Origin of the sequence: Desulfosporosinus sp. FKB (assembly GCF_002196705.1) — a bacterium.
Lineage (GTDB): Bacteria > Bacillota > Desulfitobacteriia > Desulfitobacteriales > Desulfitobacteriaceae > Desulfosporosinus.
The window spans coordinates 58,237-79,608 of record NZ_NADJ01000037.1; the positions used below are offsets into that span (position 1 = coordinate 58,237).

Below are 21,372 nucleotides of genomic sequence, written 5' to 3' on the forward strand. Positions count from 1 at the left end.
AGGTTGCTAGATTGTTTTTCCTGCTTCATAAGCTTTTAATAAAAGTTCTTGATTATTAGCCGCAGTATTGGGATCTAAGCCCCCCGTTAGTAAAATGGTATTAACTACATTTAAGCCAAACATCTTAAGCATCGCTTCATTGCTTTGAAAGGATGTCTGAAAAGCCTGGGCGTTTGGATTTCCTTGAGAATATACCATAATCAGGCTTTTAGGAGCATACCTAGGTTTATGATTTTCATCGAACAAGCCGCAGAGTCTATCCCATAATAGTTTCATTTGAGCTGTAATCTGCCAAACAAATATGGGGGAGGCGAAAACCACCGCATCGGCTTCAATAATATGTTTAAACATGTTTTGAAAATCGTCTTCCATGACACATTTTCCGGTCTTACGACATACTTGGCAGCCTTGGCAAGGCCTGATATTCATATCGTACAAGTTAAAAATAGTTGTTTCGACACCAGCATCTTGCGCTCCCCGAATAACTTCTTTCACAAGGGTAGCTGTGTTGCCATTTTTTCTTGGGCTCGCCATAAAAGCGACCATTTTTTTCATAGAATATAACATCTCCACTCTTTAATGTGTTGCATTGATTCTACCACCTAGTTTATCACGCTAATAATCCCACGCCAATTCGGAATCTTCGAATTGAAAGATTCAGTATTGACCGCTACACTCCACGAACTGTACCGGATCTTGTACTATAAAGATAATACACGTAAAGTAAGAAACCTACAAAGGTGATTAGCGTAGTCGCTAAAAAGGTAACCTCATATGAGAAATGCTGAATGACCATTCCCATTAGTAATGCACCTAAGCCAAGCCCGCCGTCAAAGGCAATAAAGAAAGTCGAAACTGCAGCTCCCCTCTCGGTGTGACCAGCTCTGTCCACTGTCCAAGCTAAAATTGACGGTTGTGCTGCTCCAAATCCAGCGGCGTATACAACACCAACCAAAAGAAGAATTGGGAAAGACCACGTATAGGCTAACAAGAATGTCCCACCGGCCAATAAAAGCATTCCGGGCATGATAGCCGCTTTGCGACCGTATTTATCAGAAAGTCGTCCCCAGATCCCTCTAGTCAAAAGTAAAGTTAAGGCATAAACAATATAATAAAAAGCATAATCTGACAAGCCAAGAAAATTTCCAGTAATCCCTCGATCCATTACTAATGTAGGTAAAAAACTAACCACACATCCGTAACCAATACTTGCAGTCATCATTACAAAACCCGGCAAAAGTGCTGCTCGACTTAAACGAGAACCATTAGATCCATCAGAATTTGGCTGGTAACGCTCATGTACAGACCCTGCAAATGCAAATGCGGGGAGAAGAGTAAGTGCAGCACCCCAAAAAACTGCTTTATAATTACCAAACTGGAGTAACAACACACCGGCAAATGGTCCAATAGCCATAGCAACATCCATGAAATTTGAATAATATCCCATAGCTTCGCCCCGACGTTTACCGGGAACGACATCGGCGACTATTGTACTAATCGCAACAGGCACCACAGACCAACCAATGCCGTGTAAAATCCTGATCAAGATAAGCCACCAGAGTTGATGAACTAGCGGATAAATTATAAAAGAAACTAAAATTACGATTAAGCCAAACATCAATAAGAGATGCCGGCCACGAGTATCCAGAAGTTGCCCTACTATCGGACGAACAGCCACAGCCACTAAAGTAAATATTCCCATGACAAGACCCACCGAAGCAACTGACCCGCCCAGCTGCAAAACATAGTACTGTAGTGTTGACAAGAGATAATAGAAGCTGCCAAAAACTAAAAAACTTGTTATATCAACAAAAAGAAAATCTCTTGTCCAAAGACGCTCTTGTTCTGGCATACTCTTTCCTCCAAAATTAGTATTTTCCCATATCTATACCCAATCAAATGTGGCACCTCCGCGATGTATGTCTGAAATTTATAGACTAAGATTCAGAAAGACCCTGATCTAGAATTGACTCAATGCCACAGAGAGTTTCACGGTTTTCCTCATTTATCTCTCCTTTGGTAACAAGTAAGGCATGTTTCGACATTAATTTTAGCTTATTAATAATATGATCTATCTCACCTTCATTCATATCCGTTGCTAAAATATCCGTCCAACGACTAAGCATATCTAATATTACCGGCTGCACATTCTTACCTTTTTCAGTTAGTTTTACAGTGTATGATCTCTTGTCGTCTAAACTCTTATTTCGTGTTACATATCCTTTTTTCTCTAAGTTTCTTATTACTCTTGTCGTCAACGCTTCATCGATATACAGCTTATCAGATAAATATTTTTGACTAACTCCATCATCCTTTTCAGCTAAATTTACCAAATAGATATATTCTGATGAGTTTAAATCATAAGATTTCATCTCATGATTAACATAAATTTGAAATTGCCTATGAAGTATTGAAATCCACTTTCCAATACTTTTCCTTTCTATATTTTGCAATATCCTCTGCCCCTTTTTAAAATACTTGATAGCTCAAGTAAATTATATCAATTATAGTTGATATGTCAAGTATATTGATAATTTACACTCCCTCTGGAGAGTAAAGTGTCTATCCGATAAAATCTTCAAAAAACGTAATTGCCAGACCGCATAAAAAACGATCTGGCAAATGTATTCCCTAAATGAATACCCCTGTTTATCTGCAAATTGCAATATCCTTATTATTTCGGTAATCGTTCCGAAATCAACGATGAACCGATATCCTTTAAGACAGTATGCAGATCTTTTCTTTCATACGCCGGTCCATTTCGCATACCGGTAACGACAGGTACCTCTTTAACATCAAATTCCAGCAACTCAAACATATGTTTCGTATAATCAATATACGACTGAAACAGGCTGGAATCAGGATTACCCTGATTAAACGTAAGAATTAACTTTTTTTGGGCGGCATTTTCTTCTTTGAAATATGGAGAGTATCGCGGAGAGAATCGCGCAAACATCCTATCGATGAATATCTTCGCCTGGGCAGTCATCTGCATCATGTAAATCGGAGAGCCAAAAACAATGGCATTGGCATGATCAATCGCCTGATTAAGTTTCTGCATGTCATCTTTGATAACACAACCCTGATCGCCCTTATGACAGCCCCAACACCCCCGGCACGGTTTGATATCAAGATCGCTGAAATACCAGGATTGAGTTTCAGCGCCTTGCTCTTTCGCACCTTCGAGTATTTTGTTTACTATCCAGGCAGTATTGCCTTCTTTCCGCGGACTTGTAATAAATCCGATGACTTTCATCTTTCCGCCTTGCCCGTCTTGCCTGTTTATGGTTTGTTCTGTATATTGCGTATTCATTATAAAATTCTCACCTCAAAAGGAATAATTATGTTTCCTCGGCAACACAATTATTCTATCGCTTTATTGTTTCCCTGTCAACAATTAAACTTTTGTAATTGGCAAAAATATCATTGTTATTAATGCTTTGCTATTAAGATATCTCGATAAAAACTTCAGAAAGTCTTTAGTTTTTTCCTCCCTTTCTCTTTAGTTTCCTGGGATATGATTAATCTCGTTGAAAGGGATAAAAATCCTGGAGAAATCTCGGTCCAAGGAGACCGGAGGTGCAGGATTAGGTCTTGCTATTGCCAAAAGTATTGTTGAACTCCACGGCGGAAGGATTTGGGTCGAAAGCCAAAACGAGGCCATTTATTTTAACGTCTGGATGCCTTTAGACTAAAGTTTAATTTAATTGAAGATTTCTTGTTGACTTTAATGTCCCAAACCCTGGCCAAGTCCTAGCGATATATTTACATAAATGCAAATACCTATTGACTTTAAAGCGTCCCCAATCACCCTTTGCCTATTGTTAACTATCATATTAATCAATTCATTAACACAAGGATTAATCTTGGTCAACACCAAAGGATCATAAAATGCCAGCAAGCTCCAAGTTCCAATAGATGTACGGTAACTACTTGATGAGAGCTCTTTTCGAGTTGAAAACGGGGAAATGTTGTCATTTACCATTATTTTACTACAATCTATGTGTACGATTCTTTTAGCTGTATTTGCTACTCTTTGGAAGTCAAGCGTCGAATAGACCGAAAGACACGCTTCATGATGAGCAAGCCAAAAGCCCATCATTGTTAGGCCGGCATGTGAAATATCTTCCCAGCCGCTTTCACCATAATAATATGGCCAGTAACTCCAATAATAGCTATTTGACGTTTCATCCCATCGAAAACACGTTTGGAAGTAGTTGAATCCTTTGACGGCTTTCTTTTTATGGTTTGATGTGGCGCATAACTTATCAAGAAGTACACAAGCAGCAAGATAAGCATTACCTCTGTTAGGCATAGTAACCTTACCGGCTTCATCGAAATTACCATAATTCGGTTCAACAGGATAACCGGTTATAAGTGAGAAATCCATCCAATTATCGGGGGTATTGTGTGCCTCCAGTGCATCCCTACAAACCAACAAGTAGATATCCAATCGGTCAAAGTATCGTTGAATACCTAATGTCATTACCACTTTAATAAAAAGAAGTATTGGCATACATATTACGGCAGTGTGGACGGGATAGGCATGTATCCTACCGTACTGGCCCCCATCATTCCACACTGGTAATTTTATTCCTGTACCCAAATAACTTTCTACATCCAAATCAGTGTCCCGCTGGCTAATAATCCACTCAATTTGGGGAACCATCCAGTCAAGGTATTTTACGTCACCTGTTGCTTTAAACATATAGTACAAACTAACCCCGATTGCACCCCAACCCCAAGCAAAATCACCGCCTCTATATGATGTATTCACTTCTGCAAACCATTTACCCGCGGACACGCCAGTGTGGTATGGGTCCTTGTTTTTATATATCCAGTCAAAGACTTCTTGCGCTGAATCTTTCATATAAAACCTCCATTCCGACGCTGTTGCACAATCCTGCGAATAAATTATCTTCATTACTGAAAACTGACTTTAACTCAAATATATGTAGCATTCCTTTTAGATAGTATCTACCCTAAAAGTGCATACTTTCATATTTTTAACTATTATATATAATTATACATATAGCTCGCTTCTAAACTAAACGTTGGAGCAAAAATAATAACAGGTTTAAAAGTCGTTATTTAAGCAAGAAATAGGGGGAATTATCATGGAAATTAATGAATGGCATAATGAAACAATTGGGTGCAAGGCTGTTGAAGCTTTAAAAAAGAATGAATTTGACGCGGTGTACTTTGCAACCGCTGAGGAAGCGGCGGCTTTTATTATGAATCACGTTAAGCCAGAAATGACCGTAGGTTTTGGCGGGTCAATGACAATCAAGAACATGGGAATTCAAGATAAAGTTAACGCTGTGGGTGGCAAGGTGTTGGACCACGGTGCGCCAGGTATTGCCCCAGAAGAAAAGATAACTATTTCTCGTCAGGAAATGCTGAGTGACTTGTACCTGTGCAGCAGCAATGCCATTACTCTGGACGGTATGCTAGTAAATGTTGATGGCTTAGGAAATCGAGTCGCTGCCATGAGTTTCGGTCCAAAAAAAGTAATTATCGCAGCTGGTGTCAACAAACTTTGTAAAAATGAAGCTGCCGCCTTTGCAAGATTAGAAGGGATTGCAGCTCCTATGAATAATAAAAGACTGGAGACTCCCAATCCTTGTACTAAAAACGGTGTATGTGTTAATTGTCAAGCCCCAACCAGAATATGCAGGGTATATTCTGTAATGAGGAAGAAGCCGATGGCGGCAGATATAACGGTATTAATTATTGGTGACAGCTGCGGATATTAATTCTGCAAAGGGCATTATTTAATGAAAGATATTGCAATTGCCTCTTCTTCTCTATTTTGGGTATATTATTGTTGAGGGATTTTACGGAACAATAAGCTCCAGGTAGAAATTGGAGGGTTTGTGATGAATAACTTATTAGGTAGAACATTAGCCGGATTTATAATGCTTATAATTGCTCTGGCTGCATTTGTTTTTTTACCTGCATGGACAATTAATTACCTGCAGGCTTGGATCTACCTGCTAACATTTTCAATTTCGGTAATACTTATAACTCTATACTTATTTAAAAAGGATCCGCAATTGTTGGGACGTCGTCTCAAAGCAGGAGCAACCGCCGAGAAGGAAAAGAGCCAGAAAGCGATACAAGCCCTGGCAAATTTGTTTTTCTGTTTTATTTTCATTTTTGCAGGGCTTGATTTTCGCTTTCATTGGTCCCGTGTACCCCTAAATATTAGTTTGTTTGCCAATGTTTTTGTTTTATTAGGATTTTACATAGTATTTCTGGTTTTCAAAGAGAACAGCTATACTTCCGCTATAATTGAAGTAGATAAAAATCAGAAAGTCATTTCAACAGGACCCTATAGGTTAGTGCGTCATCCTATGTATTCTGGGGCAATACTCATGATGATATTTTCACCTATTGCTTTAGGTTCATATTGGGCTGTACTCTTTGTAATGCCGTTAATCCTTACCATTGTTCTTCGGCTTTTGGATGAGGAAAAATTCCTATCTAAAAACCTCTCAGGTTATACAGAATATTGTAAAAAGGTTCGTTATCATTTAATACCTTTACTTTGGTAAATATCTAAAGACGTTCAGAACGCTCCAGTAGGGTGTTACACGTTGACCTTAAAATTTAATATCGCCTTATGTATCGATTCAAGAACATCCACCACTCTTTTTAGCACGATTTCTGTAACAAATTGTTTTTGATCATGCCTCTCCATTATCGGGACATTTATTTTCTCAGCGATTGCTTGCTCCGCTTTGAACACTATTGAGAAATAGACAACCCCCGGTTCACTGCCTTCATTATGTAAATCAATATTTGCGAAGGTTCCGGTTACCCCAACACTAAAATCAGCTTGGGTATTCTTCTGACCAACAACAGCCATGGCCTTTGCACACTCTAAGCTATATACACCATAGTTCTCAATAATATCTTCAGAAATTCCAATAGCTAGTTTTTGGCGGTTTGAATAAGTAACATAACCCCCTGGAGTGACATCTGATGCTCCTTCTACATCTGTAATCGTGGAAATGATATGTCCTCCTGTACAACTCTCAACAGTTGTGATGGTTGCAGACAGCTCTTTAAGCAGCTCTACAACCTTTTTTGCACTCATAAAAACTTCACCTCCTTAGGAATGATCGCCAACCTTATCAAAAGATATTTCAAAACTATTCTGGGACAAATTATAAATTTATGTCTTAAGCTAGTAAAGTTCTGCGCACCATGAAGAGAAAACCTCCGGAGATGGCTTCGGAGGTTTTCTCCACTAAAACATTTCCTTGCTTACTTTATCAATCTCGGCGCTAACACAATCATAGACACCGGGGAAGGAACTAACGCCCAAGCCCTGGGTTAAACAGGGAATGAAGTAAAGCTTTCCGCAATTTGTACAGGCTCTTCTAACTTCTTCCCCACAGATCTCCTGCGTCCAGTCCGGGAAATCGATGGTACCGCTGTCCAAATCGCCCATGAAAGAGATTTTCCCGCCGTATTTCTTGATCAGCTCAGGCGTGTTATTGGTCGTCATGACTCCCTGCCAGATGTCAATTCCCATTTCAATCATATAGTCAACGAGGTTAGCGGCATAGGAATCGCTGTGATGTACGATAAGTTCGACGCCATTGGCTTTATAGAAACCGTAGACTTTTTTATAAGCGGGTAAATAAAACTCTTCGAACATTTCCGGAGAAATAAACGAGTTTTTCTGACTGCCCCAATCGTCATGATGAAAAAGTGCATCGGGATGGATGTGGTTGATTATTTCTTTTGCATAAGCCAGCTCGAAATCAACTAGGTAATCGATGAGTTCATGCATGGCTTCTGGCTCTTCATATAAGGCCATCAGAGCATCTTCCATGCCCATGAGATTATGGCACTGTTCAAAGATTCCGGGTGCAACAAACGCTGTCACGAATTTTTCATTGCGGTCCACAGAGTTGGCATGCGCTACGGCTGGAGCCCAGAATTCATCAGACGTCGAGATCACTGGTGCTTTGACGTACTTTTTCCACTCGGTAATATCTTTCAATACCTTGTGCTCTTCATCATGCACAGGAAACTGACCGATCTGTCCTTCGGGCCATCTATAAGTGATTCCCCAGCTGTTTATGCCCTCCCCTCCGATCGGAAGCTTTTTATCAAAACGGGTTTCCATGATTATTTCCATGAATTCATACTGGTTGACAAAACGATCAGGTTTGCCACCTCTGATTGTTTCTAACAAATTCTGTCTTGGGGTTAACATGATTCGGCCTCCTTATTACTACTTTCAGATTAGATTCGAAGATTTTCAACAGCCACCACAAGCAGGTTTAAAATAGCAATGTGTTGAATATGTATAGCGATTTTATTATCTTCCGAAACACGTCAAAATACAAGATGTCTTTGGTTACAATATCCAAATTGCGGAAAGATTTAACTAAAGCAAGATAACATCCCCATTATTCGTCATTAAACATTATAGCCAATCTTACCAAATAGAATGGCAGAGATTATTAACAAGCGAAGTGCTTCCCAGTATTTGACACTCCCACGGCTGAAGCCGGTGGGATTCTTGGGTGATTAAACCAAAATCTATTTCTAGTGTCGGAGTATGACCCCAAGTTCAGGGCTATGCCATTAGCCCGTCCTAGAGCAGTACACAATGGTACTCTAGGCTGATAGCCTGTTACCAGCTACCACAGTTGCTGAGATTATATTAATCGCCCCAACTCGATCTCGATGAGCCTTAAATCCACATTCACATTGATACGTTCTGTCTTTAGCATGGTTACGTTTACCACAAGACGGGCATGTTTGGCTAGTGTATTTAGGATTGCCGTATTCAACTCGAATACCTGCCAGAAAGGCCTTGTACTCGATAAACGATGCTAGGCGATAGAAGCTCCAAGTATGTAGATTCTTCTCGTTTTTACGGCTTGTTCTTGCCGTCTGGCGTATACCAGAAAGTTTTTCTAATCGAATGACTTCCACATTGTTTTCTTTCGCGAAATTCACGATCTGTCGGCTCACTTTATGGTCAGTATCTTTCATCCAACGTTGTTCTTTATCATGGCGTTTTCGTATAGCTTTGAGTTTCTTCAGTTTGCCGAGTTTTCTACGAACTGACCGATGTTTACGCTTGATAAACTTATTTTGTCTGCCATTACCGAAGAATTTGGTTTTACCAGATTCAGTTGTAGTCACAGCAGGAACTTTAAGCCCTAAATCAACACCCATAACCTTATCGGCTATATTGAGTTGTTTAGCAGCTTCGACAGCGATTTGAGCCATATAGTTACCTGACTTTTGCGTTATTCTAAGGCTGCCCAATTTACCGATCAGCCGTTCTTGCTGATAATTCGTTAGGATAGCTTCAATCTCAAGACGCTGTGATTTGCCGTCAATAATTACAGGAAACGAGAATATATTGCCTTTAATCGCATAGTTTTGATTGTTCCAGATAGCTACCGCTTTTTTGAGTATAGGGACTTTAATTTCTTTCTGTTCTTCAGGTTTTAGTTTGGCGTTTGCTTTAACCGTTTTTTTGTACTTCGTGAAAACACTCTTGGCCTCTCGAATGGCTTGATTTTTAACGGCACTGGGTAGGATCGCCACTACATCTTTACTTGAATATTTGAGATGCGCGTCTGCTGAAATGAAGTCTGAAACAACCTGATTGACCAAGCGTATGTACTCTTTAGTAGTTTCACTGAGTAGCTGACGTTGTTCACTTGTCAGCTGTAGCTTGATTTTTATGGTGATTTGCAAATGCTCACCCCCTTGTTTTTTGTTCCGCAATGTATCGCTGAATAAATCCCCAGATAATTCCACTTATAAATTCCTTTATGCTTTCCACATATATTTTAGATATCCTTCTGATGAAAATTCTTTTATTCTTTTATTTTTTCACTTTCGTATAATATTTAATATAGGATATTGTACTTATATGCCAGTTTTGGATAGGAGGAGAAAACCATGAGACGCTTATATCTTAGCTGTATCATATTAACATTAGTTATTTTAATTATCGGAGTATTTGCATATCTATGTAGGTTTATTGAACCAAAAATATCAATAACAGCAGCGATAAGGCCGATCACTATTTCTGACTATAATAGAATTAAGGAACGTAAGGATGAATCATTTGCTTCTTCAAAAATAGATGATTTTAGAAACGTAAGTATAGCAATCAAATATACAGAACCATTAGCTCTAATTAAAAATAGAAAGATAACCTTTGAACACCTATCGAAAACAATTGCAAAGGGAGGAAAAGTTATTGATTTAAGCGGAGGGTATAGCGAGCAAGATAACAAAAATGAGCTGAAGGCAGAATATACCGAAAGTGCAGAGGTCTATCTTAACGGGCAAAGCGTTTATTTCTTTAAAGATTTACTTGCTGACGATAAAATTCGAATAAGTTGGGATAAACTCGGAACAGGGAAAGAAGAGAGGGTTTATTATTTAAGTGATCTGATTGAACTTAAATAATGTTATAACGCATTGCCAATTTCTTTTATAAGAAAAAATCCAGAGCATTTCGTTGCTCTGGATTTCATTTCACCAATTAAATTCCCCGCAAAGCCGTTTAGATTATTTGGTTTTTACCCCGCTCTCGCAGGTGGGCATTTTCACCCTACTTTTCAGCCTTCCTCTAAAAGCAGAGGCCTGACCTAATCAGTAAGTTTCTCAAATTCCCGAAATTTCAAATAGGATCAAAACCAAATCAGATCTTCGCACATCGCAGGTTTGTTGGAAGTTCATTATAACAAGTTTAAGTTTAAAAAGCAATTAGGGAATTTATGGTTAACATATGATCTTGCCTTCCATCACAAACTGGCATCGATAATTAGCTCTCCCAAGGTTTTCGGTCCGCCTTTTTCGCCGGGGGAATGATTAATTTATTCTGTGGAATTCCATTGATAAATCAATCATGACGTTATTATCAATTTCATTTATCCTCCAGCACGTAAAAAGTTTAAACTGAAAGCCAAAATTAAGGGTTCTATAAGTTCCTTGTTGCCACGGAACTTAACTTTTATCGCTGGAAGCTTAAATGAGCCTATGTGAATAAAACTTTCTTCGCTTACTTCGACATTCGACTCGCGAACAATAAATTTCCCATCGCTGACTTCTTCTCCATTCATACTTTTAAAATAGTCAATTATTTCCACCCTCCGGATTCCTCTCATTTCTAGTGCTTTTTCGGCAAATATCATTTCGATACAGCTCCTGTTAGTTAGTTGGTTAAATACTTTTCACCAATTTGCCTAAATTAACCAGAGTGTCGAGGGAATTTGCTGGAGAAAAAAGAGAAGTTCCTTAACTTCTCTCGATCGCCTCGATTGATCCACTATTTGATATAATAAACCGTTATATAATCCCTCAATAAATTAAGAATGCATTCAAAGCATAAGAGCACCAAAGCTGCTGCTAGCGTTAGAGTTTGCGCCAGCTTTTCATTTTTAATCACGTATAAAATATTCCGGTTTCCCTAACGTCATATCCGCCAAGAGCAAGGACAGCTTCTTGGAAATCCTTACTTTGAACAACCGAGATCATTGCTTGCATACGCGGTTCTTCAAGATATTCAATGGGTATCGCCAGATCATAGCGTTCTTCCCCAATAAAAATGTAATCCAAGCCCAGAGCTTCTGCTGCACTTTGAATGCCCAGCCCCACATCCGCTGATCCCGAAGCGACCGCTACGGCAACACCTAAGTGCGTAAATTCCTCCCGGTCATACCCTATAATTTGTTCTTTATTAAGACCTTGCCTCTGAAGCAGGTAATCCAATAATACTCGAGTTCCAGATCCACCCTGACGATTTATAAATCGAATCCCTGGCCGGACTAAATCTTCCAAGGTTCTTATATTAAGAGGATTTCCCTTGGGTACAATAAGAACCTGCGTTCTGTATACCAAATTCATCAAGGCAACATCTCTTTCCGGCAAGAAGCGCTGTAGATATGTGCGGTTATAGTCCCCAGTTTCCGGATCGAGTAAATGAATTCCTGCAAAATGTGCTTCCCTTTTGCGTAAAGCCAAAATTCCGGTAAGACTGCCAACGTGCGCTGAGGCTAATCCTCCATTTCCTCCCCTGGCCTTCATATGACTGCTCAAAACGTCAAGAGTAAGATCATGGGATCCAATGCAAACTAAGGTTTCCTCTAACTCGGTGACAGGCCGCAGTAACTCAACGGGCACAGTCTCTCCTTCATGAAACCCTTCCTGCAAGCGGGGAACCCGAAGTATCCCATCTGCTCTAACCAGACTCATGGTCACGCCTGCCCCCCTGCTCAAAGGAGCAGCAACCCAACGATCGCCGACCTTTCCTACTTTAACCCTGACAAATTCTTCACTTCCTAAGGAGGAGAAGACTTTCTTGCTGATAACTGCATCGAGGGTCGATGGTGGTATTTTGCTTAATCCCTGCAAATTCTTGACCCAAGGCTCTAAGAACAAATGGGCAGTCAGAAAAGCAGATACCGGGTAACCAGGGATGCCAATCGTTGGCTTTCCCTGAACTTCCCCAAGAGCAACCGGTTTACCAGGCTTGATTGCAACACCATGAAGATATAGCTCACCATGTTTTTCAATTAACTGGGCCGTATAGTCATCGCGTCCCTGTGAGGATCCTGCGATGATGACCAGAATATCTTGCGATTCGGCCATCTGCAGCATAGCTTCTTCCAATAAGTATGGCTGATCCGGCGTTATCGGCCATACTGTAGCTTCTCCACCCCATTCTTGAACTAAAGAAGCAAGCACACGGGAATTTGAATCCACAATATCACCTATCTGTAGTTCTGCCTCAGGTGGACGTATTTCGTCTCCGGTCGGTAAAATCCCCACTCGCGGCTTACGGCGAACTTCGACTTGCAAAACCCCACCGGCTAATAATGCCCCTTGATCTTGAGGACGAATGAGATGATGTATTGGGAGAAGCACTTCTCCTTCTACAAGATCTTCGCCAACCGGCCGAACATGGTTCCAGGGAACGACTGGAGCCTGCAGCAAGATGCCGCGTTCACCTACTTGCAATACATCTTCCAGCATAACCACCGCGTCCATCCCTTGAGGTATAGGGTCTCCTGTGTCGACTTGAACCGCCTGGACCCCAAGTTCTAACCAACGCGGCTCGCGCTCCGAAATCCCAAAGGTATCTTTAGCCCTAAGAGCATAGCCATCCATCGCCGAAGCAGCAAAATGAGGCGAACTTCTCTTAGCGCGAACAATAGTACCTGTAACTCGATGTAAAGATGAACAACTATCCACAATTTCATTTTTAGGCACACAGCATTCCGCAAGCTTTTCCATCATTAAAGACAGCCCTTCTTGCCAAGCCATACTTTTCAGATATATTCTGCGTTCCACGATTATCTTACCCCCATTCCATCAGTTATCCATAGTTAACGGATAAGCCGAAAATAGACATCATTTCCAGCCTCTATACCCTCCGTATCCAAGCCGATGTGTACTAGAGCATCAGCCAGAACCATCGTCCGTATTAAACCGGATTTTCCACGAATCGGTTCAACTACCCACTTTTCTCCGTTTGAACTAAGTTGGACTCGAATAAATTCCTCCCGGCCACTCCCAGAGTATAAATTCTGGGTTATTGTTCCCTTAGGCAAGGGCTCGGTTTTAGGATGTAAAACAGAGGCATCTAACCACGGACGGACAATTGTATCAAATACGACCATCGCAGAGGCTGGATGACCAGGGAGCCCAAAAATCAGTTTCTGATCCACGATTCCGCCAATAGTAGGCTTACCTGGTCGTAATGCTAAGCCGTGAAAAAGCAACCCTGGCTCTCCAAGTTCGTCAATAAGCTGAGCAGAAAGATCTCTCGAACCAACGGAACTCCCGCCGGAGAGCAGAACTATATCGTTTTCCTGTAACATCGTAGTTAATATTGTGCGCATTTTTTCTAAGTCGTCCTTGACAATACCATAGTGGTGAGCTTCGGCACCACAAGCAATGGCTTGCCCAAGTAATGTATAGCCATTGATATCTCTTGACTGGCCAGGCTGCGGTATTTGATCCGGCGGAATAATTTCATCACCGGTAGAAAGAATCCCAACTCGGAATCGTGGCAAAACTGGGACGGTCACTAACCCTTGAGAAGCCAGAAGCCCCATTTCTTGTGCTCTAATTCGAGTAAATTCCGGAAGTATAACCTCTCCTTTACTCAGATCCTCTCCAATATCAATAAGATTTTCCCCAGGTGCAGCAGACTTAGTAACACCATAAAGTCCATCCCCAAAGTTTTCGAGATGCTCAATCATTACAACAGCATCTGCACCTTCCGGAAGCATTCCTCCTGTGGGGATTAAAATGCCAATCCCCTTCTCTAATTGTTCCGCAGGAGCCTTGCCCATGAGCACTTCCCCGCGGCATTGGATTAAGGCCGGCATACTCTCACTGGCTCCAAACGTATCCACAGCCCGAACAGCCATTCCATCCACCGTTGATTTGCGAAAATGGGGCAGGTCACAGGTCGCCGGTATATCCCGGGCTACAATACGTCCTAATGAATCTTCCAAAGAAACCTTTTCAACGTGTTGATATAAGGAGAGAACATAGGGTTTTAAGGTTTCGATCGCCTCTGTTAATGTTTTGACTTTAAAAAGTTCACTGCTGCTTCCCATGTCTCATTAACTCCTTCTCCTCCAAAATTACTTAATCTTAAACCTTTCAAATTCCATGGTTAGCAAATCAACTTGCAGCCAAGCATTCCTCAAAGAGGGCTGGCGCCCAATAAGTATTTTTACAGTTTCAGCAACACTTAAGCAAGCCAAAACTCCAGGTGTAAACGCTGGATTACCCCAAGTCTTCTCAACACCATTACCTCCGCGTCCGAATAACCACTGAGCACTAAAATCCCCCGGCAAACTCACTCCCAGCTGACCATACCAACCCGCGATACTGGCATATACCAAAGGCAAATTCATTTGGTGACAGACCCTCTCCAACATAACACGAGTTTCTCTGGAATCAAGGGCATCACACACGAGATTGACTCCCTGTAAATGTTCGGGACCGGTATCTTCTCTAAACCAGCCTTTAATAGCATCAACATGGATCTCAGAGTTTACAATTTTTAATCGTTCCTGTGCTGCTTCTACTTTCCACTGTCCGATATTAAGCTCTGTAGCCATGATTTGGCGGTTAAGGTTACTTATTTCGAAACGATCACCGTCAAAAAGGATTAATTTGCCAACCCCAATACGGGCAAGTTGTTCGGCAATATGCCCCCCTAAACCACCGCAGCCAACAATTGCAACTGCGGAATTCGCTAATTTTTGCTGATCCTCATCGGTTAATGTTTTCTTATTACGACGATACCGGCCTTCGAAAACCATTTATCCCCCTCCTACTGGTGGAAATAGCGCCAAGGTATCATCATTATGCAACACAGTATCTGGCTTGGCATCCTTCCCATTACGATAACAGATGGCTATTTCTTCAGGTGTAATGTTTAAGGATTGGATAACATCAAGAACGCATGTTTCTTCGGGAAAGTCAAACTCTCTGACCTTAAAACGCCCATCGCGAAATGTAGCGAACAATTTAACGATTACACGCACCTTCTGTCCTCCATTCTAATCCATGATTTGATCGCAAAGTCTTGTCCACATTGAATTACTCAAAATCATACTACCTCAAATGGGGGACCATAAAGATCCCCCATTTGAGGTAGCATACAGTATTATCGAGTCAATCAAAGATATACCCTGCTAAATCCCTAATTTTGCAAGAGTTTCGGCAGTTGGTACGCCATTTTCGTCCCAGCCACGTTCGGAATAGTAAGCAGGCAGAAGTTCAGGTAATCTATGAACACTTCCTTTGGAACTTCCCGATTGAATCGGAACCTCTAATAAACGTTTTGGAAGTGTGTCATCTGCTTTAGTCATGCCTATGCGCAAATTCTGCAAGCGTTCTAGGTTCCAAATTCGTTCTCCACATTGCAGGATTTCTTCATCCGTGTAGTTGCATCCTGTCACAGCATTGATTATTTCGGTGTAATCAGAGAGCCCCAAGGCAAACGAAGTGAATAAGCACATTCCAATAGAATCAATCACAGCCGTGAGATCTTGAAAAATCTTAACCCACCCAGCTTTTCCTTCAAGGGAGTCTTTATCCAGTTTTTGCGGTAAACCAAGAATCTCTGGAGAAACCATGTATCCTCGAACGTGACAACCGCCGCGATTATTTGTAGCATATTGAAGTCCATGGCCTTGGATACCGCGTGGATCATATGCCGGAATATCGAGCTTCTTAACTGACATAGACAGTTCCGGATGACCATACGCTTCAGCCAAGCGATAAGAACCAGCAGCCAATTTAGCTCCTAATGCACCTTCGGCATACCCCATTTTACGTGTCCATTCAACCATACCTTGGCTATTTCCAAATTCCAGAGGTACCCCTTCCAGTTCCTCTTGCTTAATATATCCACGTTGAACAAGTTCCATGGCTACTGCTATGGTACAACCAGCTGAAATCGAATCCATACCTAGTTTGTTGCATAAGTCATTGGCAACATGAATCGCATCATAGTCATGAACACCGCAGTCTCCGCCAAAGGACCATACTGCTTCGTATTCAGGGCCGCCACCTTCTCCGCCTTTCCATTTGTTATAACGACCGCAAGCAATGGGGCAACGGAAACAGGGGTCTTTTTTGATCAAATGCTTTTCGGTCATTGTTTCGCCACTGGTCAGATCGGCATCGGGATCATAGGAATCCTGAAAATTTTTGAAAGGAAATATTCCGCTCTCATTGATAATATTAACAAGAATAGCTGTCCCATATGTTGGAAGTCCTTGACCTGTTACACCATTTTCTTTAATTTTAGCTAAAGCCGAACGGAGAACTTTTTTCATATCATCCGGTTTAGCATTTTCGACCTTGCCTGTTCCACGGCATACGATCGCTTTGAGGTTCTTCGAACCCATTACAGCACCTACACCACTACGCCCGGCGGCACGAAATTTATCATTCATGATCGCTGCGTTCATGGAAAGGTTTTCACCTGCAGGGCCAATAGTTAAAACTTTTGCTTTTGGATCTCCAAATTCCTCTAAGAGAGCAGCGGTGGTGGCATAGACATCCTGTCCCCAAAGATGAGCAGCATCTTTAATTTCTACTTTATCATCGAGAATGGATATATATTGTGGATTTACCGCTTTGCCTTCTAAGATTACCATATCCCAACCGGCAAACTTTAATTGTGCTCCCCAATATCCGCCCGAGTTGGAAGACGCAATGGCTCCATTAAGAGGAGATTTTGTGACAACCATGTAACGTCCGCCTGTGGGAGCGTTGGTACCTGTCAGAACTCCTGCAGAAATAAATATCTTATTTTCTTGTGAAAGCGGATCCACATCAGGGCCTACTTCATCAAAACACATTTTTCCGCCAAGACCACGACCGCTTAAATATTTTTTAGCCAGTTCCATATTTAAAGGCTCCGTAGTTATTTTCCCTTCTGTCAAATTAATACGTAATATTTTTCCTGTATAACCAACCATAATCTTCCTCCTCATGATTATCTTATTTCAGCACAAAAATTTTATAATAGTTGAACAAATTAACTAAGACGAATATGACAAATATATAAAGCAATTCTAATGCCAATATAAAGTGTTATAATAATTTTTTGACTTGCTTGAATATTTATCAATCCAAACCAAAATACATCCAATTAAAACAAATTAAATCAAATTAGATTAAATTCAAAACAACTTTGCAAAATCAATTCTTAAAATTGTTGTGAGGTAACGCAAATTAAATAGTGCTCCAAATTAGAACAGTCCAGAATTCAAACTGCTCCAAACTTAAACATTTTTGACCATTAAATCAAAAAGCGAAACAAGATTTAATCAAAATAATTATAATTAAACCAAATTATATTAAATTAAACCAAACTTAATTATTGACGGCCAAATATATTGGAGGTTATACTATCTGATAGATAAGCAGGTAGCCACTAATGTTGCCTTAAAACTTAAGTACAAAGAATTAGTGGTGACTGATTGTAAAAATATTTTAATTTGGGAGGAGTTAGAGAAATGAAAAAAAGAATAATACCATTATTACTAGTCGCTATCCTTACTGTGCTCACTGGGTGCGGTACAAGTAGCGGAAATAGCAGTTCAGGCGGAACCAGCAGCTCCACTCCTGATAAAAAAGTGACATTAAACATTTTAGCGGCAGGAACTTTAACAGTGCCGTTTAAACAAGTTGATGAAGCTTTTCAAAAGAAGTATCCTAACGTAACCGTACATCCTCAATTTGGCGGCAGTGTTAAGATGGTTAAACAAGTTACGGATTTGAAACAGCCGGCTGATCTAGTGGCAGTAGCCGATTATACCGTTATCCCTAAATACATGTTTGGCAGCAATGGTCAGCAAAAATATGCCGATTGGTATGTTGGTTTTGCCAGCAATGAAATTACCTTTGTTTATACGAATCAAAGCAAAGGCCACGATAAAATAACACCGGATAACTGGTATCAAGTGCTTGCTGAAAAAGGTGTGCAAATTGGTCGCTCGAATCCTGACACTGATCCTTCCGGCTATCAAACCTTACAAATGTTAAATCTAGCTGAGAAATACTATAAAGCTCCTGACTTAGCCAAGAATATTCTGGCCAATGCTCCGGCAACAAATATCCGCGATACAGAAACTGAGCTTTTAAGTGCTCTTCAAGCCGGACAGATTGATTATTTAGCAATCTATAAATCTGATGCCTTACAGCATGGATTAAAATACTTACAATTACCAGCCCAAATTAACCTCAGTGATCCTAAATATGCCGATTCCTACAAAGAAGCCAATGTACAAACAAAGAATGGAAATCTGACCGGCATGCCAATCGTTTACGCTTTGACCATACCCAATAATGCTGCAAACGCAGATTGGGCGCAGAAATATGCCGCTTTCCTCTTCGGACCTGAAGGGCAGGCAATCTTCCAAAAAGACGGTTTCGGAATGCTGCCTAAGCCTTATGCCAATGATGTCAGCAAAGTCCCTTCCTCTTTAAGTTCGTTAGTCAGCTCCTGGCCGCAAAAATAGTTATAAAAACACATCAGATGGAGTTTAACTCTATCTGATGTGTTGACGTATTATGGTAATTTCAAATTCGTAGGATAGCATAATATTTTGCATTTACTTATTGGTAATAATACAATGTTTTAATAAATGGTCCTAGGAGGAAGTTTCGGGTGGGTAACCGTATATTTTTTCTGTTATTTTGGTTAGTTGGCAGTATTATTCTGGCTTTTACCCTCATCCCTTTAGTAAATCTTTTTCTTACTCAACCTTTATCATCAATTGTGAATGTTGCCGGGATGCAGGATGTTCGGGCTTCAATTTATTTAAGTATGATTACTGCTGTCATAACGGCTTTATTAGCCGCTATATTGGGGACTCCCTTAGCTTATCTGTTAGCAAGACGTTCATTTCCTCACCAGGCAGTTATTGAAGCGATTGTAGATTTACCTTTAGCGGTACCCCATACGGTGGCCGGTATATCCCTTTTATTCATTTTTGGGAGAAATGGTCCTATTGGCAGAATAGCCCAACATTTTGGTTTAAGTTTCTGGGGGAGTTCCTTAGGTATTATTATAGGAATGCTGTTTGTCAGCTCGCCGTACATGATTAATGCTGCTCGGGAAGGTTTTGAGAGTATTGATATTCGTTTAGAAAAAGCAGCCCGTACTTTAGGAGCTACTCCTAGACAAGTCTTTTTACATGTATCTCTTCCTCTCTCATTACGGAGTATCCTGACAGGGATTGTACTTACCTATGCTCGTTCCATTGCCGAGTTCGGGGCAGTAATTGTCATGGCTTATTATCCGCAAACCGCACCGGTCAAAATTTACGAACTCTTCCTTAGCGGGGGTATAGAACAAGCCGCAGCAGCAGCAGCACTTTTGTTGTTGATCACTCTTTCCACGTTTGTACTTTTCCGATATTTTGCCTACAAGCCTAGGCTAAAACAGTATCATAAGAATTAGTGAACTCGTTCAGCTAATATCCTGTGGACAGTTTCGCTGAAAGCGCCTAGCCCATAACAGATGCTATCGCGCTGCAGGATGGACTCTACCTCCACCGAAGCAAGGTATGGGAACCACTCCCACTTGAAGTGGGAGTTTTGCGATTGAATAAAAATAAGAGAATCGATTTTATGCCATTAAAAATGAAAGGTACTGTTGAAGTTATGACTATCCAGGTTGAAAATCTTACGCTGCAAATTGGAAGTTTTAGACTTAAAGATATTAGCTTGAATGTACCGACAGGCAAAGTAGCAGTTATCCTCGGCCCAAGCGGTTCTGGAAAATCAATATTATTGGATGCTCTTGCCGGATTTAGCCGGCCACAGAGCGGACGAATTCTCCTCGACAGTCAAGACATAACTGCGCTTCCCCCGGAAGCAAGAAAAATCGGTTTTATGTTCCAAGATAATGCCCTTTTTCCTAACCTTACTGTGCGCGAAAACATTCTATTTTCACTTCGGTTTCGCAATAGAAGAACGCCGGCTGACGATAAAGAATCCAAGATAGACGTTGGACAAATTATGAGGATGCTTCACATCGATCATCTAACCGATCGTGCTATTGGTGGATTAAGCGGAGGAGAAAAGCAACGTGTGGCTTTGGGTAGGGCCCTGGTTAGAAACCCTCGGATTTTTTTATTCGATGAACCCATGTCAGCTCTTGATGCTCGGGCTAAAGAAGAGCTGCAAATAGAATTGAGTGAACTATTACATAAATTATCTCTCACAGCAATTTATGTTACCCATGACCAAGCGGAAGCCTCAGCCTTGGGAGACCTTATCTGTATTATGGAAAATGGGCAATTAGCTCAGACAGGAACTCATGACGAGATATTTCGCCATCCTAACTCACCTTTTGTTGCCAAATTTGTCGGCATGGAAAATTTATTTGATGGTAAGGTTATTGAACTACACCCGGAGAGCGACAGACGCTCACTGGTTAGTGTTCAAGTTATAGGGACCGACGGTTCATCCACCGCCTTTACAATCATTACGAATCAAGAGGTTAAACTTGGAGAACAAGTATTGATTGGGATACGTCCGGAAGATTTAATTATTCAACCCAGATCCCCTAAACAACAATTCATAGATAATGGCGATAAAATTTTCGCAACTATAAAGGATATCGTACCCTGGGGTATCGTCTATAGGCTTCAAATGGAAGGACCGTTTTTGATAACAGCTTATCAGAACCATCAAAACATCGAGAAACTCAATTTAACTGAACAACAGTATGTGCAGGTGACGTTCCCATCAACTTCGCTCCATCTTATCAAAAAAGGGCTAAAGGATTAAATACGTACGAATCAAAGGCAGGGTATAATTTCTTCTAAA

21 protein-coding genes and 1 other RNA gene are annotated in these 21,372 nt (G+C 40.9%); 7 read left to right on the forward strand and 15 right to left on the reverse strand.

The window, feature by feature from the left end; all coding sequences use genetic code 11:
• Positions 1-6 precede the first annotated feature (6 nt).
• The 4 genes from B5Y67_RS15335 to B5Y67_RS15350 all read right to left on the reverse strand — a co-directional run bounded on the left by B5Y67_RS15335 (position 7) and on the right by B5Y67_RS15350 (position 3,256).
• Entirely contained in the window at positions 7-555 is a 549-nt protein-coding gene (locus B5Y67_RS15335; RefSeq protein WP_088227305.1) for a flavodoxin family protein, read from the reverse strand.
• A gap of 115 nt (positions 556-670) precedes the next feature.
• A complete protein-coding gene (locus B5Y67_RS15340) occupies positions 671-1,852 on the reverse strand; it encodes an MFS transporter (RefSeq protein WP_088227306.1) in 1,182 nt (393 codons plus the stop codon).
• 85 nt (positions 1,853-1,937) lie between these two features.
• Complete coding sequence (locus B5Y67_RS15345; RefSeq protein ID WP_207652422.1) at positions 1,938-2,453, reverse strand: MarR family transcriptional regulator; 516 nt, start codon at positions 2,451-2,453, stop codon at positions 1,938-1,940.
• A 221-nt stretch (positions 2,454-2,674) separates the two neighbouring features.
• The gene (locus B5Y67_RS15350; protein WP_088227526.1) at positions 2,675-3,256 is read right to left on the reverse strand and encodes a flavodoxin family protein; all 582 of its coding nucleotides are present in this window, start codon (positions 3,254-3,256) and stop codon (positions 2,675-2,677) included.
• 274 nt (positions 3,257-3,530) lie between these two features.
• Between B5Y67_RS15350 and B5Y67_RS15355 the strand changes: the two genes are divergently transcribed.
• The gene (locus tag B5Y67_RS15355; RefSeq protein ID WP_282432785.1) at positions 3,531-3,695 is read left to right on the forward strand and encodes an ATP-binding protein; all 165 of its coding nucleotides are present in this window, start codon (positions 3,531-3,533) and stop codon (positions 3,693-3,695) included.
• Between the two features lie 32 nt (positions 3,696-3,727).
• On the opposite strand, the gene B5Y67_RS15360 is transcribed toward B5Y67_RS15355, so the two are convergent.
• Positions 3,728-4,870 (reverse strand): hypothetical protein, encoded by a 1,143-nt coding sequence (locus B5Y67_RS15360; protein ID WP_088227308.1) that lies wholly within the window; start codon positions 4,868-4,870, stop codon positions 3,728-3,730.
• 247 nt (positions 4,871-5,117) lie between these two features.
• Here B5Y67_RS15360 and B5Y67_RS15365 point away from each other — a divergent pair, with 247 nt between their 5' ends.
• Both B5Y67_RS15365 and B5Y67_RS15370 read left to right on the forward strand, forming a co-directional pair.
• Complete coding sequence (locus B5Y67_RS15365) at positions 5,118-5,756, forward strand: lactate utilization protein (protein ID WP_088227309.1); 639 nt, start codon at positions 5,118-5,120, stop codon at positions 5,754-5,756.
• 123 nt (positions 5,757-5,879) lie between these two features.
• A complete protein-coding gene (locus B5Y67_RS15370; RefSeq protein WP_088227310.1) occupies positions 5,880-6,557 on the forward strand; it encodes an isoprenylcysteine carboxylmethyltransferase family protein in 678 nt (225 codons plus the stop codon).
• A 35-nt stretch (positions 6,558-6,592) separates the two neighbouring features.
• Here B5Y67_RS15370 and B5Y67_RS15375 read toward each other — a convergent pair whose 3' ends face one another.
• From B5Y67_RS15375 to B5Y67_RS15385, 3 genes are all read right to left on the reverse strand, one after another.
• The gene (locus B5Y67_RS15375; RefSeq protein WP_088227311.1) at positions 6,593-7,102 is read right to left on the reverse strand and encodes a nicotinamide-nucleotide amidohydrolase family protein; all 510 of its coding nucleotides are present in this window, start codon (positions 7,100-7,102) and stop codon (positions 6,593-6,595) included.
• 153 nt (positions 7,103-7,255) lie between these two features.
• Positions 7,256-8,233 (reverse strand): uroporphyrinogen decarboxylase family protein, encoded by a 978-nt coding sequence (locus B5Y67_RS15380; protein WP_088227312.1) that lies wholly within the window; start codon positions 8,231-8,233, stop codon positions 7,256-7,258.
• Positions 8,234-8,640: 407 nt separating this feature from the next.
• The gene (locus B5Y67_RS15385; RefSeq protein WP_242975991.1) at positions 8,641-9,801 is read right to left on the reverse strand and encodes a transposase; all 1,161 of its coding nucleotides are present in this window, start codon (positions 9,799-9,801) and stop codon (positions 8,641-8,643) included.
• A gap of 144 nt (positions 9,802-9,945) precedes the next feature.
• On the opposite strand from B5Y67_RS15385, the gene B5Y67_RS15390 reads away from it, so the two are divergent.
• Positions 9,946-10,461: a hypothetical protein gene (locus B5Y67_RS15390; protein ID WP_088227314.1), complete on the forward strand. Its 516-nt coding sequence runs from the start codon at positions 9,946-9,948 to the stop codon at positions 10,459-10,461.
• 78 nt (positions 10,462-10,539) lie between these two features.
• Here B5Y67_RS15390 and ssrS read toward each other — a convergent pair.
• From ssrS to B5Y67_RS15425, 7 genes are all read right to left on the reverse strand, one after another.
• Positions 10,540-10,723, reverse strand: a non-coding RNA gene (gene ssrS, locus B5Y67_RS15395) — 6S RNA.
• Between the two features lie 202 nt (positions 10,724-10,925).
• Positions 10,926-11,189, reverse strand: coding sequence for a hypothetical protein (locus B5Y67_RS15400; protein ID WP_088227315.1), 264 nt, complete (start codon positions 11,187-11,189; stop codon positions 10,926-10,928).
• A gap of 250 nt (positions 11,190-11,439) precedes the next feature.
• Positions 11,440-13,347: a molybdopterin biosynthesis protein gene (locus B5Y67_RS15405; protein ID WP_088227316.1), complete on the reverse strand. Its 1,908-nt coding sequence runs from the start codon at positions 13,345-13,347 to the stop codon at positions 11,440-11,442.
• Between the two features lie 35 nt (positions 13,348-13,382).
• A complete protein-coding gene (gene glp / locus B5Y67_RS15410) occupies positions 13,383-14,624 on the reverse strand; it encodes a gephyrin-like molybdotransferase Glp (RefSeq protein WP_088227317.1) in 1,242 nt (413 codons plus the stop codon).
• A 27-nt stretch (positions 14,625-14,651) separates the two neighbouring features.
• Positions 14,652-15,338 (reverse strand): HesA/MoeB/ThiF family protein, encoded by a 687-nt coding sequence (locus tag B5Y67_RS15415; protein WP_088227318.1) that lies wholly within the window; start codon positions 15,336-15,338, stop codon positions 14,652-14,654.
• A complete protein-coding gene (locus B5Y67_RS15420; RefSeq protein WP_088227319.1) occupies positions 15,339-15,563 on the reverse strand; it encodes a MoaD/ThiS family protein in 225 nt (74 codons plus the stop codon). It abuts the gene before it with no gap.
• A gap of 150 nt (positions 15,564-15,713) precedes the next feature.
• Entirely contained in the window at positions 15,714-17,510 is a 1,797-nt protein-coding gene (locus B5Y67_RS15425) for an aldehyde ferredoxin oxidoreductase family protein (protein WP_088227320.1), read from the reverse strand.
• 540 nt (positions 17,511-18,050) lie between these two features.
• Between B5Y67_RS15425 and B5Y67_RS15430 the strand changes: the two genes are divergently transcribed.
• The 3 genes from B5Y67_RS15430 to B5Y67_RS15440 all read left to right on the forward strand — a co-directional run bounded on the left by B5Y67_RS15430 (position 18,051) and on the right by B5Y67_RS15440 (position 21,333).
• Complete coding sequence (locus B5Y67_RS15430) at positions 18,051-19,055, forward strand: extracellular solute-binding protein (RefSeq protein WP_088227321.1); 1,005 nt, start codon at positions 18,051-18,053, stop codon at positions 19,053-19,055.
• A gap of 149 nt (positions 19,056-19,204) precedes the next feature.
• Positions 19,205-19,999 (forward strand): ABC transporter permease, encoded by a 795-nt coding sequence (locus tag B5Y67_RS15435; protein ID WP_088227322.1) that lies wholly within the window; start codon positions 19,205-19,207, stop codon positions 19,997-19,999.
• 143 nt (positions 20,000-20,142) lie between these two features.
• Entirely contained in the window at positions 20,143-21,333 is a 1,191-nt protein-coding gene (locus B5Y67_RS15440; RefSeq protein WP_088227323.1) for an ABC transporter ATP-binding protein, read from the forward strand.
• Positions 21,334-21,372 lie beyond the last annotated feature (39 nt).